This window comes from Pseudomonas sp. DrBHI1, assembly GCF_002205115.1.
GTDB classification, from domain to species: Bacteria; Pseudomonadota; Gammaproteobacteria; order Pseudomonadales; family Pseudomonadaceae; genus Aquipseudomonas; species Aquipseudomonas mosselii.
Genome location: NZ_NIBE01000093.1, coordinates 1 through 13,597, shown reverse-complemented (window position 1 = coordinate 13,597; position 13,597 = coordinate 1). Strand labels below are relative to the sequence as shown.

Here is a 13,597-nt window from a genome sequence, read left to right as displayed (position 1 = left end):
CGACACCCGGCCAACCGCGAGGATTCGGGCTCATGCGCATACTCTGGACCCTGCCCTACCTGCCCTGGCCCACCACCAGCGGCAGCAAGACCCGGCAATACCACCTGCTGCGCGCCCTGGCGCAGCATGGCCACCGGATCACCTTGCTGGTGCAGTCGAAGATCCCTTTGTGTGACGCTGCGCGCGAGGCCCTGGAGCCCTTGGTGGAGCGCCTGCTGGTGCTGCCCCGGCGCCCACTGCACAGCCCGCTGAACCTGTTGGCCTCGCCCATTATCGACTACCCCATGCGGGCCATCATCAACGGCCTGGCACCGTGCCTGAGGCACCGTTTCGAGCAACTGCTGGACGAACCCTGGGATGTGATCCAGATCGAGCACAGCTACAGCTTCCAGCCGTTCGAGAAGGCCTTGCAGGCCCGCGGCCTGCCCTACATGCTCAGCGAGCACTACCTGGAATCGGTGACGGGCGCCGCCTGCCACGACCGCCTGCCCTTGTGGCTACGGCCATTGAACGCCTTCGACCGCTGGCGTTACCGGCGCTGGGAACAGCGGGTGCTGCGCCAACCCACGGAGGTGGTGGCGGTCAGCGCCCACGATGCCGAGCTTATCAGCCAGATCAGCGGCCGCCCGGTGAACGTGGTGGTCAATGGCGTGGACTGCGACCACTATCAGGACGTGCGCCCCACGCCGCACAGCCAGCGCCTGCTGTTCGTCGGCAACTTCGAGTACGGCGCCAACCTGGAGGCCATCGAATGGGCGCTGGAGGAGATCCTGCCCCAGGTGTGGATGAGCAATCCGGCGGTGCGCCTGGCCATCGCCGGCCACGCCCTGCCGGCCAGTTGGAAGCTGCACTGGAACGACCCGCGCATCGAGTGGGTGGGCTATCGTGCCGACCTGCGCGAGCTGCAACGGCGCTCGGCGCTGTTCTTCGCACCGCTGCGCCATGCCGGCGGCTCCAAAGTAAAAATCCTTGAGGCGATGGCCGCCGGATTGCCGGTAATCACCACCAGCAAGGGCGCCTCGGGCCTGGCCATGAACAACGGCGAGCACTACCTGGGCAGCGACGACAGCGGCCAGCTGGCGCTGCTGGTCACCCAACTGCTCAACCAGCCATGGCGCATGTGCCAGCTCAGCGAGGTCGGGCGCCAGTTCGCCCGCCAGCGTCATGACTGGAGCGTCGCCGCCCAGCAGCTGGAGAACGTGCACATGCGCCTGACCCAACTGGCGCCGACCGGCGCGGCGGCCACCGGTAGCGTACTAGCCAAGTAGTTCGCTGAACGGGATGAATGTCACCGCATCGTCCTGTTGCGGCGTCGTGCCTTCGAGCACTTCCACCACGCCGTCGGCCCATGCCGCGCTGCGCAGCACACCGGAGCTCTGGTTCTTGTAGATGCGCACGCGACCGTCCTCGATGCGCGCCCGCAGGTACTCTCGGCGGGTTCCGGCCTTGGGCCAGTCGAAGCCCGCCGGCACGCTGAAGCGCAGCGGCGCGACATGGGCCACGCCCAGTCGGCGCAGCAGATAGGGCCGGGTCAGCAGGCCGAAGGTGACCAGGGTCGAGGCCGGATTGCCCGGCAGGCCGATCACCGGTACCCCTTGGTAATGACCGAAGGTCAGCGGCTTGCCCGGCTTGATCGCCAGCTTCCACAGCGCCAGCTCGCCCACCTCGCGCAGGGCCAGGCCGAGGAAATCGGCTTCGCCCACCGACACGCCGCCGGTGGACAGGATCAGGTCGACATCGCCCAGCCCGCCCAGGCACTGGCGGGTGCGCTCGAGATCGTCCGGGAGGATGCCGGCATCGACCACCGTGCAGCCCAGGCGTTGCAGCCAACTGACCAGCAGGCGTCGGTTGCTGTTGTAGATCTGCCCGGGGCCCAGGGCCAGGCCCGGCTCGACCAGTTCGTCGCCGGTCGACAGCACCGCCACCCGGGGCCGGCGCCGCACTTCGAGCGTAGCGAAGCCCAGGGTCGCGGCCAGGCCGAGCTGGATCGGACCCAGCCGCGTGCCGGCGCTCATCACCTGTTCGCCGACACGGGTTTCCTGGCCCTTGGGGCGAACGTTCTGCCCCAGCGCCAGGGGCTCAAGAAAGCGCACCCGGCCGTCTTCAAGCACCTTGGTGTTTTCCTGCATCTCGACGCAATCGGCGCCTTCCGGCAGCGGCGCGCCGGTGAAGATCCGTGCGCAGGTGCCAGGCTCCAGGGGCTGTGGCGCATGCCCGGCGAAGATGCGCTGGGTCACCCGCAGCGGTTCGCCCTGCCAGTCGGCCAGGCGCAGGGCGTAGCCGTCCATGGCGCTGTTGGGCCACGGCGGCAGGTCGAGGCCGGCCACCAGCTCATGGGCCAGGACCCGCCCTTCGGCCTCGCCCAGCGCTACGTGTTCGGTCTCGGCGATGGGCGCCGTATCGGCCAGCGCCAGCAGGCGCTCCAGGGCCTCTTCCACCGGCATCAAGGGCCGGGCCACCTCAACCACGGCTGTCACAGGCCGCCGCCTGCTTCAGGTGCGGCACGAAATTGCACGGCCGGTGACGGGCGTCCAGCTGCTCGGCGAGGATGCCGTCCCAGCCGGTGCGCACAGCGTTGGTCGAGCCCGGCAGGCAGCAGACCAGGGTGCCGTTGGCAAGCCCCGCCAGGGCGCGGGACTGCACGGTGGAGGTACCGATGTCGGCCACCGAGATCTGCCGGAACAGCTCGCCAAAGCCCTCGACCTGCTTGTCCAGCAGGCACGCCACGGCTTCCGGGGTGCTGTCGCGGCCAGTGAAGCCGGTACCGCCGGTGATCAACACCACCTGCACCTGGTCATCGGCGATCCAGGTCGCGACCTGGGCGCGGATCTTGTACAGGTCGTCCTTGAGCAGCACGCGCTCGGCCAGGCGGTGCCCGGCGGCGCCCAGGCGATCGACGAACAGCTGGCCGGAGGTGTCGGTGTCGAAGGTGCGGGTATCGCTGACTGTCAGCACGGCGATGTTCAGCGCAACGAATGGGGTATCTGCCTTGGCTTTCATGGGAGTCCGTCGCAGGGTAACTGGGAATGTGCGCTGTTATATCACAGGCGGCCTGCGGCGTTGTTCTTGGTCAATGCCGCCGCGATGGCGCTATGCTGGACTGTGCAAGGAACTTGCGTGGACGCCCTGCGTCTTAATGACATCTAGCACCATCGCACTGGAGAAACACGATGATCCAACGGACCCTTCCCGCCTTCCTGCTTGTCCTGGGCCTGGGCGCCCTCGCCGGCTGCGCCTCGCCAACCGTCATCACCCTGAACGACGGCCGCGAGATCCAGGCGGTGGACACCCCATCCTATGACGACGATTCCGGTTTCTACGAATTCGAGCAGCTCGACGGCAAGCGCACGCGTATCAACAAAGACCAGATCCGCACCGTCAAGGAGCTGTGATCCGGGAATGCTTTTGGACGCAACTCCTTTTTGCAACAAGGGGTTGCGTTGAAAAAAGCGATGCAGTAGCATTTTGCACATCGGAGTGTAGCGCAGCCAGGTAGCGCGTCTCGTTCGGGACGAGAAGGCCGCAGGTTCGAATCCTGTCTCTCCGACCATATCCCGCAAAAAACCCGCCTAGAGCGGGTTTTTTGTTGCCTGCGAAAAGCCCGGAGTAAGACAGGCCCGTGCCGTGACGCTGCATGGCACGGGCTTCTACTGCTTTACTCCGGCAACACCGGCACGTACAGCAGTTGCAGGCGCGCACTGCTCCACTCACGGGTCTTGTTGGTCAGCTCAAGGTCGTTGTTCAGCTTCTGGCCGTAGGTGGGCACGATCTGCTTGAGCTTGGCTTGCCACTCGGCGCTGTTGATCCGGTCCTTGAAGGTCTTCTCCAGCACGCTCAGCATGATCGGCGCGGCGGTCGAGGCACCGGGCGAGGCGCCCAGCAGCGCGGCAATGCTGCCGTCCTTGGCGGCCACCACTTCGGTGCCGAACTGCAGGACGCCACCGTGCTCGGGATCCTTCTTGATCACCTGCACGCGCTGGCCGGCCTGGAGCAGCTTCCAGTCTTCGTTCTTGGCGTTGGGGAAGTACTCGCGCAGCGCTGCCATCCGGTCATCGAAACTCAGCATCAGTTGGCCCATCAGGTAGGTGCTCAGGTCAATGTTATCGATCCCGGCATGCATCATCGGGCTGATGTTGTGGGTGGTCAGCGAGCTGAACATGTCCAGCAACGAGCCGTGCTTGAGGTACTTGGTGGAGAAGGTCGCGAACGGGCCGAACAGCAGCACTTCCTTGCCATCGATCACCCGGGTGTCCAGGTGCGGCACCGACATCGGCGGCGCGCCGACCGAGGCCTTGCCGTACAGCTTGGCCTTGTGGCGGGTGACCAGGTCGGCATTGTCGGTCATCAGGAACTGGCCACCGACCGGGAAGCCTGCATAGCCTTCGGCCTCCGGAATACCGGATTTCTGCAGCAGTTTGAGCGCACCGCCACCGGCGCCGATGAAGACGAATTTGGCTTTGACCGCCGACTCCTTGCCACCGTTGGCCAGGTCGGCCACCACCACATTCCAGCTGCCATCGTCATTGCGCACAATGTCGCGCACTTCATGACTCAGGTGCAGCTGCACATTGGGGTTGCGGGCCATCGAGGCGAACAGCTGGCGGGTAATCTCGCCGAAGTTCACGTCAGTGCCGATGGCCATGCGGGTCGCGGCCACCTTCTGCCCGGGGTCACGGCCTTCCATCACCAGCGGCGCCCACTTGCGGATCTGCTCGTGGTCCTCGGTGATCTCCATGCCGCGGAACAGCGAGCTGTGTTGCAAGGCTTCGACGCGCTTGTGCAAGAAGGCGACGTTGTCATCACCCCAGACGAAGCTCATGTGCGGCACGTTGTTGATGAACGAACGCGGGTTGCTCAGCACGCCCTGCTCGACCTGGTAGGCCCAGAACTGCTTGGATACCTCGAATTGCTCGTTGACGTTGACCGCCTTGCCGATGTCGATGCTGCCGTCCTTGCCGACGCTGGTGTAGTTCAGCTCGCAGAACGCCGAGTGGCCGGTGCCGGCGTTGTTCCAGGCGTTGGAGCTTTCCTCGGCGACCTGCTCCATGCGCTCGTAGACGTCGACCTTCCAGTTCGGTTCCAGCTCGGTGAGGTAGGTCCCAAGGCTTGCACTCATGATGCCGCCGCCGATCAGCAGGACATCGACGGACTTCTGTGGCTCCGCGGGCTTGGAGCAGCCGATGACGCCCAGGCACAGGAGCGTCAGCAGGATTTTTTTCATTAGCTCAATCCAATTGAAGTGAAGGACTGGCAGTCGTTGCCCCCGGCGTGCACGCCCGGATGTTGTTGTTCTGGTCAGCAGGAGTCTTGCGAAATCGGGGCACGATCGCCTCGGGCCGTGGCCCGGGGCGGCGTAAAGCAGAGAGTGTGCCAGGTTGGCCTGGGCCACGACTGATACCGCCCCTAGCGTTCCCGGCTACCCAGTGGATGGCGACAATCCGCCACAGGCATCTGATACCGCATGCGAAACTGGCGGATTTCCCCACCCGCGAAGGCGATTTCAAGCGCTCAGGCGGGAAGTGACCTCGCCCAACTGCCCCGACAATCCGTGCAAGCGCTGCCCGGCCTGTTCGGTGTGCTGCACGGCCTCCTGGTTGGCGGTGGCGATGCGGGTGATCTCGACCAGGTTGCGCGAGATGTCCTCGGCGACGCTGGTCTGCTCCTCGGCAGCGGTGGCGATCTGCCGGTTCATGTCGCGGATCGCTTCAACCGCCGTGGTGATGCGCTGCAGCATCTGCCCGGCCTGCTGCACCTGCTCAGCGCCCTCCTCGCTGCGCTGCTGGCCGCTCTCGATGGCCTTGACCGCCTCCACCGCGCCCGACTGCACGGCCTCGATGATCTGGTGGATCTCGGCGATCGACGCGGCGGTGCGCTGTGCCAAGCTGCGCACCTCGTCGGCCACCACCGCGAAGCCGCGCCCGGCCTCGCCGGCACGGGCGGCCTCGATGGCGGCGTTGAGCGCCAGCAGGTTGGTCTGCTCGGCGATGCCGCGAATCACTTCGAGTACCTTGCCGATGCGCGTGCTGTCGTGCTCCAGGTGACGGATCACCGTCGCGGTACCGGCGATTTCGCGATTGACCACGGCGATGGTGTCGATGGTCCGCTGCATGACCTGCTCGCCGGCCTGGGCACTGTGGTCGGCCTCGTCCGCGGCGCGGGCGGCGTCGGCGGCGTGGCGCGCCACTTCCTGGGCGGTGGCGGACATTTCGTGCATGGCCGTGGCGACCTGGTCGGTGCGCTGGAACTGATCGTGGGTGCCGTGGGCCATGTCGCCGGCGATGCTGCGCAGCCGGCCACTGGCTGTTTCCAGCTCCTCGGCATTGTCCTTCAGGCGTCCGACGGTATCGGCGAGGAAGTCACGCAGCGTATTGGCGGCCAGCGCCAGGCGTCCCAGTTCATCCTCGCGGCGGCTGTCGACACGGGCGGCGAAACGCCCCTGGCTGAGCTGGGCGACATAATCGATCAGTTGGCGGATCGGCTCGACCAGACTACGGTTGACCAGCCACAGGCTGAACAGCCCGACCAGCACAGCTGAACCCAGCATTACCAGCACGCCCAGCCACACCGTGCGCTCGGCGCTGGCGCTGATGGCGGCGGCACGCCCGAGGGCATCGGCGCGCAACTGCTCCACCAACGCGCTCATCTGGTCGCTGGTGGCACGGTCCACGCCCTTTACCGCCAGGTCGCCCGCCACCGGGTCGCCGCCGGCGGCCAGGAACGCCTGGCGACCTTGCGCGTAGGCCGAGCCCAGCTGCCGGTGGCTGGCCTTGAGCTGCTCCAGGCGCGCCCTGAGCGCTGGCTCGCTGCTGTCGATCAGTTGCCCCAGCAACTGCTGCACCTGCTGTTCGCGGGCCTGGAACTGCTGCCAGTACTTGTCCAGCTCCGCTGGCTGGCGACCACGCAACAGCACGTTCTTCCACTCCTGCACCTGGATCTTGAACTGCAGATTGGCTTCGTCTATCAGTTGCGAGGCACGCAACGGCCCGTCCACCAGCTCGGCATAGCCGCGCACGCTGGACGACAGGAACTGGAAGCACACCAGGGCGATCAGCAGGATCGCCAGCAGGCTGCCGCCGAGCAGGGAGAGAATTTGCACTCTGAGGGATTTACGCAAGATTGCGGATCTCGGAACAAGGAAGAGGGAAAACGGCACACGACGGCACCGCCGACGGAGGCATCCTTGTCCTCTTTCGCTGGCCCGAAAACGCCGCCATCGGGCGATGGCAGCGAGGGCGAGCAACTGCGCAACAGCGAGGCAGATAGTCTCAGGCAATTGCTACAGAATTGTTACAAAACTGCGACAGCCATGGCCGCTCAGGCCGGGTTGAACTGCAGCGCCGCCAGGCGTGCGTAGAGTGGGCTTTGCTCGATCAGTTGTCGATGGCTGCCGACTGCCGCCAGTCGGCCTTTGTCGATCACCGCGATACGGTCGGCATGCTGCACCGTCGCCAGGCGGTGGGCAATGACCAGCGTGGTGCGCCCGGCCATCAACAGCGGCAAGGCCTGCTGGATCAGGTGCTCGCTCTGCGCGTCCAGGGCGCTGGTGGCCTCGTCCAGCAGCAGGATCGGCGCATCCACCAACAGCGCCCGGGCAATCGCCAGGCGCTGGCGCTGGCCGCCGGACAAGCCCACGCCGCCCTCGCCCAGCAGCGTCTGGTAGCCCTGGGGTAACTGGGCGATGAATTCATCGGCATGGGCGCTGCGCGCCGCCGCCTCGACCTCAGCCAGGCTGGCGTCGGGCCGGCCGTAACGGATGTTGGCCTCGACCGTGCCACGGAACAGTGCCGGTTGCTGGGCCACCAGGGCGAACTGGCGGCGCAGCTCGGCAGGCTCCAGCCCGGTGATCGGCTGGCCGTCGAGCAGAATCGCGCCGCCCTGTGGGTCGTAGAAGCGCAGCAGCAGGTCGAACAGGGTCGACTTGCCGGCCCCCGACGGCCCGACCAAGGCCACGGTCTCGCCTGGGCGGATGTGCAGGCTCAGACCATCGATGGCCGCCGCAGTGGGGCGCGACGGGTAGGCGAAGCGCACGTCGCACAACTGGATGTCACCCGTCACGCGCCCCTGCGCCAGCCCCTGCGCTGGCACTGGCGCCAGGATCGCCGTCTGCGCCGCCAGCAGCTCGGCGATACGTTCGGCGGCACCCGCGGCCCGTTGCAGTTCGCCGATCACCTCGCTCAGAGTGCCAAAGGCACTGCCGACGATCAGGCTGTAGAACACGAAGGCGGCCAGCTCGCCACCAGAGATGCGCCCGGCAATCACATCCATGCCGCCGACCCAGAGCATCACCCCCACCGCCCCAAGCACCAGCACGATCACCAGGGTGATCAACCAAGCGCGCTGGACGATGCGCCGGCGCGCCACGCCGAACGCCGCCTCCACGGTCTCGGCGAAGCGCGCCTGGTCATGCCCCTGATGGTTGTAGGCTTGCACCGTCTTGATCTGGCCCAGGGTCTCGGCGACATAGCTGCCCACGTCGGCCACCCGGTCCTGGCTCTGCCGCGACAGGCTGCGCACACGCCGGCCAAACAGCAGGATCGGCGCCAGCACCAGCGGCAGTGCCAGCACCACGATGCTGGTCAGCTTGGGATTGGTGACAAACAGCAGGATCACCCCGCCCAGCACCATCAACGCGTTGCGCAGGAACATCGACAGCGACGAGCCGATCACCGACTGCAGCAAGGTGGTGTCGGCGGTCAGCCGCGACTGGATCTCAGAACTGCGATTGTCCTCGAAGAAGCCCGGATGCAGGCCGATCAGGTGGTCGAACACCGCCCGGCGGATATCGGCCACGCAGCGCTCACCGATCCACGACACCAGGTAGAAACGGGCGAAGGTCCCCACTGCCAGCGCCACCACCAGCAGCAGGAACAGGCCGATGGTCTGGTTGAGCTGGTGCGCCGAGCCGGTCATGAAGCCCTGGTCGACCAGCAGACGGATGCCCTGGCCCATGGAAAGGGTGATGGCGGCGGTGACCACCAGCGCCAGCAAGGCCAGCAGGGCCTGGCGGCGATAGGGACGAACGAAGCGCCAGCCCAGGTACAGGGCGCGGCGCTGGCGGGCAGAGATAGGATCGGGCATGGCGAGGGTGGTTCCATACGGAGACAAGACCAAGACTACCACTCGTCGGCCCTGTGCAACGTCCGGGAATACGACGCCGTCCCATGAACGAAGAGAACGACAGTGACTATGCCCATTCGTTCTAACCTGCGACTAGAGCTTTACCACCGTTTCTGTTGGACTGATCCGGCATGACGCCGAAAACTGTCACAGACCAGTCACGGCGAAGCGCTACCTTGAGCTTGAACCTGAAAGAGGAGACAGGACATGAGCTTGCAGCACAGCACCGACACGCCCAAGACACAGAACCGTCCGCAACCTCAGGTCTGCGGCTCGATCATCGATGCCCAGGGCCGTGAGGTCCCGATCACCGAGCAGATGATCCAGAAGGCCTGCAAGGACCTGGAAGAGAGCCGGGTCAAGAAAACCGGCAAGGCCTGACCCCGAATTGCGTGCAACCCGGCGCTTGCGCCGGGTTTTTATTGGCCGGCCGTCAGGCCAGCACCGCCCCCAGAGCACTGACCAGTTGCGCCAGTTGCGGCGCCTGCCCACCTACACGCACTGCCAGCCCCTCGATCTCACGCCGTACCGGATAGTGCTTGCGCAGCAGGTCAAACGCCGCACGCTGTTCGGCTGGGTCTTCGCTGAGGCTGCGACGGAAATCCGCATCGTCACGGCGGGGGTCATAGACCGCCCGGCACAGGGTGGCCAGCGCCCAGGCCGGGTCCGCGTTCGCGTCAAACTCGATCTGAGCCAGGCCCGGAGCCGGCAGAAGATCGGCCAGGTATACCTGCTCGGGTTCCCCGCGCCAGCGGCAGAAGGCCTGGTAGATCTGTGCCGTGCCCCGCTGCTTGCCATCCAGGCTGTAGCCGGCGATATGCGGCGTGGCCAGGGTGCAAAGATCGGCCAGTTGCAGGTCCACCTGCGGCTCGCCCTCCCACACATCGAGCACCGCGTGCACATCCTCGCGGTCCAGCAGCAATTCGCGCAGGGCCGCGTTGTCCACCACCGGTCCGCGGCTGGCGTTGATCAGCCAGGCGCCGGCACGCAGCCGCGCCAGGCGCGAATGGTCGAGCAGGTGCCAGGTCGGGTGCTCGCCGCCGCGCTGCAGCGGCGTGTGCAGGCTGATCACGTCGCACTGATCAAGAATCATCTCAAGGTCGACAAAGTCGCCGCCCTCGCCGGCCTGGCGCACCGGGTCGCACACCAGCACCTTCCAGCCCAGGCCGTGCAGCACCCGAACCAGACGGCCACCGACCTCGCCGGCGCCGACCACGCCATAGACGCGCTTGCTTAGGTCTGCCCCTTCAAGCTCGGCCAAGGTCAGCAAACTGCCCAACACGTAGTCCACCACGCCCCGGGCGTTGCAGCCCGGCGCGCTGCTCCAGTGGATACCGGCCTGGGCGAAATATTCGAGGTCAAGGTGGTCTGTGCCGATGGTGCAGGTGCCGACAAAACGCACCCGGCTGCCTTCGAGCAGTTGCCGGTCGACGCGGGTCACCGAGCGTACCAGCAGCACATCGGCATCCTTGACGCAGGCGGCGTCGATGGCCCGGCCGGGGTAACGGCGGATCTCGCCGAAACCGGCGAAGAAGGCATCGAGCAGCGGGATATTCTCGTCGGCAACTATCAGCATGGCGCTCTCCTGTCAGGGGGAGCGCAGTGTAGCGCGATCACAGGCGGCTCAGTCGGCCTTCTTGCGGATCCAGTACAGGTAGGTGCCGGACTCTTCCTGCTGGCCGAGCAGCTCGTGGCCGAGGAAGATGCAGAACTTGGGAATGTCGCGGCGGGTCGACGGGTCGGTGGCGATCACCTTGAGCACGCCGCCGCCGGCCAGTTCGCGCACGTGCTTGTGCAACATCATCACCGGCTCCGGGCAGTTCAGGCCGGTGGCGTCGAGGATCGCATCATGGGTGAAATCGGTCATGTAGGGCTCCGCAAAATGATCGTCATTGTGGCGCATGAAGCGGGGCTGTCACAGCCCCCGCGCTGGCCTCAGCGCGGTTTCAGGTCCAGCCGGCGCAGGTGGCAGGTCACTTCCTCGCGGTCGTGATACAGCTGCTTGCAGGCGATCGATACCTTCACCTTGCGCGCCTTGAACCCGGCCTCGATGCGCTCGAGCAGCTTGCGCACCTCAGCGTGGCGCTGCTTCATCGGCAGCTTCAGGTTGACCACTGCCTCGCGGCACAGCCCTTCGCCCAGCCAGGTCTCGATCAGCGAAGCGGTGCGCGCCGGCTTCTCGACGATATCGCAGACCATCCAGTCGACGGTCTGGCGGGGCTTCCAGGTGAAGCCGTCGGCCATCAGGTGGGTGACCAGGCCGGTGTCCATCAGGCTTTCGGCCATCGGCCCGTTGTCGATGGCGGTCACCAGCATGCCGCGCTTGACCAGCTGGTAGGTCCAGCCGCCGGGCGCGGCGCCCAGGTCGACGCCGGTCATGTCGTCGTTCAGGCGCTGGTCCCACTGCTCGCGGGGAATGAACTGGTGCCACGCCTCCTCGAGCTTGAGGGTCGAGCGGCTGGGGGCCTCGCGGGGGAATTTCAGGCGCGGGATGCCCATCGGCCACAGCGCCGAGTTGTCGGCCTCGGCAAGCCCCAGGAACACCCGCCGGCCGCTGATGAAGGTCAGCAGCAGGCGTGGCCGCCGGGCGTCGTCCACCAGCCGCCCGGCCTTTTCCAGGGCCTTGCGCAGCGGCACCTCGAACTTGCGGCAGAAGGTCGACAGCTCCTTGCCATCGTTACTGTCGAGCACTTCCAGCCACAGGCTGCCGCACACCGGCAGCGCGGCCAGGTGCTCGAGCAGCACGCTGATGCGGTCGGTCTCCGGCAGCTCGACGTAGGTGCCGCGGGCCCACTGGCGCGGGAAGATCAGCTGCGAGAAGCGCAGTGTCTGCATCATGCGTTCGGCACCGTCCGGCTCGCTGCAGACGAACTCGGCGCAGGCGCTCTGCGGCTTGCCCTTGGCATAGCCGGACACACCCAGGTGGGCGGCGTGTTCGCTGATTTCGGCGCAGACCTCGCCCTCGAAGCCGGGCCGGCAATGCATGAACAGGGTATTCATTTCTCACTCCACATCACTGGCGCAGACGGCGCCAGGGCGGCGAATGATAAAGGAAGATCGGAACCGACGACACGCCCCATCGGTCCAGAAAAGGGTCAGGCCAGACAAACCGGTCTAACCTGACTGTTCAGCCAGGTCCGTGCCGTGCGGACCGGTCCAGAGCGGTGACACCGGCGAGCGACACGCAATCGCCGGACACCGGAGCACAAGGAGTTGTAAATGCCCTCGCTCGATAGCCTGAAAACCCTCAAGACTCTCCAGGTGGCCGACCATGTCTACCACTATTTCAGCCTGCCCGACGCCGCGCGCCAGCTCGGCGACCTGCAGCGCCTGCCCATGTCACTGAAGGTGCTGCTGGAAAACCTGCTGCGCTGGGAAGACGGCAAGACCGTCACCGGCGACGATCTGCGCGCCCTGGCCCAGTGGCTGCAGGAGCGTCGCTCCGACCGCGAGATCCAGTACCGCCCGGCGCGGGTGCTGATGCAGGACTTCACCGGCGTGCCGGCGGTGGTCGACCTGGCCGCCATGCGCGCGGCGATGGCCAAGGCCGGTGGCGACCCACAGCGAATCAATCCGTTGTCGCCGGTGGACCTGGTGATCGACCACTCGGTGATGGTCGACCGTTACGCCAGCCCCAATGCCTTCGCTCAGAACGTCGACATCGAGATGCAACGCAACGGCGAGCGCTACGCCTTCCTGCGCTGGGGCCAGAGCGCCTTCGACAATTTCCGCGTGGTACCGCCGGGCACCGGCATCTGCCACCAGGTCAACCTCGAGTACCTGGGGCGCACCGTGTGGACCCGTGAGGCGGACGGCCGCACCTACGCCTTCCCCGACACCCTGGTCGGCACCGACTCGCACACCACCATGATCAACGGCCTGGGCGTGCTCGGCTGGGGCGTCGGTGGTATCGAGGCCGAGGCGGCGATGCTCGGCCAGCCGGTGTCGATGCTGATCCCCGAGGTCATCGGCTTCAAGCTCACCGGCAAGCTGCGCGAGGGCATAACCGCCACCGACCTGGTGCTGACGGTGACACAGATGCTGCGCAAGAAGGGCGTGGTGGGCAAGTTCGTCGAGTTCTACGGCGACGGCCTGGCCGACCTGCCGCTGGCCGACCGCGCCACCATTGCCAACATGGCCCCTGAGTACGGCGCCACCTGCGGTTTCTTCCCGGTGGACCAGGTGACCCTGGACTACCTGCGCCTGTCCGGGCGCCCCGAAGAGGCCGTGCAACTGGTCGAGGCCTACAGCAAGGCCCAGGGATTGTGGCGCCTGCCAGGCCAGGAGCCGCTGTTCAGCGACACCCTGGCACTGGACATGAACGACGTCGAAGCCAGCCTCGCCGGGCCCAAGCGGCCGCAGGACCGGGTTGCTCTGGGCCAGGTCGCCCAGGCCTTCGACCACTTCATCGAACTGCAGCCCAAACCCCTGGCCAAGGAGGTCGGCCGCCTGGAAAGCGAAGGCGGTGGTGGGGTGGCGG

12 protein-coding genes, 1 tRNA gene and 1 pseudogene are annotated in these 13,597 nt (G+C 66.3%); 5 read left to right on the top strand and 9 right to left on the bottom strand.

Going from position 1 to position 13,597, the window contains the following annotated elements:
* Positions 1 to 32 precede the first annotated feature (32 nt).
* A complete protein-coding gene (locus tag CC207_RS19035; protein WP_028692754.1) occupies positions 33 to 1,268 on the top strand; it encodes a glycosyltransferase family 4 protein in 1,236 nt (411 codons plus the stop codon).
* Here the strand turns inward: CC207_RS19035 and glp are convergent.
* Entirely contained in the window at positions 1,257 to 2,477 is a 1,221-nt protein-coding gene (gene glp / locus CC207_RS19030) for a gephyrin-like molybdotransferase Glp (RefSeq protein WP_028692755.1), read from the bottom strand. The two genes, CC207_RS19035 and glp, sit on opposite strands and share 12 nt — an antisense overlap.
* A complete protein-coding gene (gene moaB / locus CC207_RS19025; RefSeq protein ID WP_028692756.1) occupies positions 2,461 to 3,000 on the bottom strand; it encodes a molybdenum cofactor biosynthesis protein B in 540 nt (179 codons plus the stop codon). The genes glp and moaB overlap by 17 nt, the downstream gene beginning before the upstream one ends.
* Positions 3,001 to 3,170: 170 nt before the next feature.
* Between moaB and CC207_RS19020 the strand changes: the two genes are divergently transcribed.
* Entirely contained in the window at positions 3,171 to 3,392 is a 222-nt protein-coding gene (locus CC207_RS19020) for a YgdI/YgdR family lipoprotein (RefSeq protein WP_028692757.1), read from the top strand.
* An 81-nt stretch (positions 3,393 to 3,473) separates the two neighbouring features.
* Positions 3,474 to 3,550, top strand: a tRNA-Pro gene (locus CC207_RS19015).
* Positions 3,551 to 3,655: 105 nt separating this feature from the next.
* Here the strand turns inward: CC207_RS19015 and mqo are convergent.
* From mqo to CC207_RS19000, 4 genes and pseudogenes are all read right to left on the bottom strand, one after another.
* Positions 3,656 to 5,221 (bottom strand): malate dehydrogenase (quinone), encoded by a 1,566-nt coding sequence (mqo, locus tag CC207_RS19010; protein WP_088852577.1) that lies wholly within the window; start codon positions 5,219 to 5,221, stop codon positions 3,656 to 3,658.
* Positions 5,222 to 5,500: 279 nt separating this feature from the next.
* Positions 5,501 to 6,205: a methyl-accepting chemotaxis protein gene (locus tag CC207_RS28415; protein WP_371349882.1), complete on the bottom strand. Its 705-nt coding sequence runs from the start codon at positions 6,203 to 6,205 to the stop codon at positions 5,501 to 5,503.
* A 228-nt stretch (positions 6,206 to 6,433) separates the two neighbouring features.
* Positions 6,434 to 6,544 (bottom strand): annotated as a pseudogene (locus tag CC207_RS28410) (hypothetical protein); the annotation flags it as partial.
* A 770-nt stretch (positions 6,545 to 7,314) separates the two neighbouring features.
* Positions 7,315 to 9,078 (bottom strand): ABC transporter transmembrane domain-containing protein, encoded by a 1,764-nt coding sequence (locus CC207_RS19000; RefSeq protein ID WP_088852576.1) that lies wholly within the window; start codon positions 9,076 to 9,078, stop codon positions 7,315 to 7,317.
* A 246-nt stretch (positions 9,079 to 9,324) separates the two neighbouring features.
* Between CC207_RS19000 and CC207_RS27175 the strand changes: the two genes are divergently transcribed.
* Positions 9,325 to 9,498 carry a PA1571 family protein gene (locus CC207_RS27175; protein ID WP_167388413.1) on the top strand — a complete coding sequence of 58 codons (174 nt, stop codon included), beginning with the start codon at positions 9,325 to 9,327 and terminating at the stop codon, positions 9,496 to 9,498.
* 52 nt (positions 9,499 to 9,550) lie between these two features.
* Here CC207_RS27175 and pdxB read toward each other — a convergent pair whose 3' ends face one another.
* From pdxB to rlmM, 3 genes are all read right to left on the bottom strand, one after another.
* Entirely contained in the window at positions 9,551 to 10,693 is a 1,143-nt protein-coding gene (gene pdxB, locus CC207_RS18995) for a 4-phosphoerythronate dehydrogenase PdxB (protein WP_088852575.1), read from the bottom strand.
* A 48-nt stretch (positions 10,694 to 10,741) separates the two neighbouring features.
* Positions 10,742 to 10,984: a sulfurtransferase TusA gene (gene tusA, locus CC207_RS18990; RefSeq protein ID WP_028692762.1), complete on the bottom strand. Its 243-nt coding sequence runs from the start codon at positions 10,982 to 10,984 to the stop codon at positions 10,742 to 10,744.
* A 68-nt stretch (positions 10,985 to 11,052) separates the two neighbouring features.
* The gene (rlmM, locus tag CC207_RS18985) at positions 11,053 to 12,117 is read right to left on the bottom strand and encodes a 23S rRNA (cytidine(2498)-2'-O)-methyltransferase RlmM (RefSeq protein WP_062359604.1); all 1,065 of its coding nucleotides are present in this window, start codon (positions 12,115 to 12,117) and stop codon (positions 11,053 to 11,055) included.
* A 219-nt stretch (positions 12,118 to 12,336) separates the two neighbouring features.
* Between rlmM and CC207_RS18980 the strand changes: the two genes are divergently transcribed.
* A partial coding sequence (locus tag CC207_RS18980; RefSeq protein WP_256582125.1) for an aconitase family protein occupies positions 12,337 to 13,597 on the top strand: 1,261 nt, incomplete at its 3' end.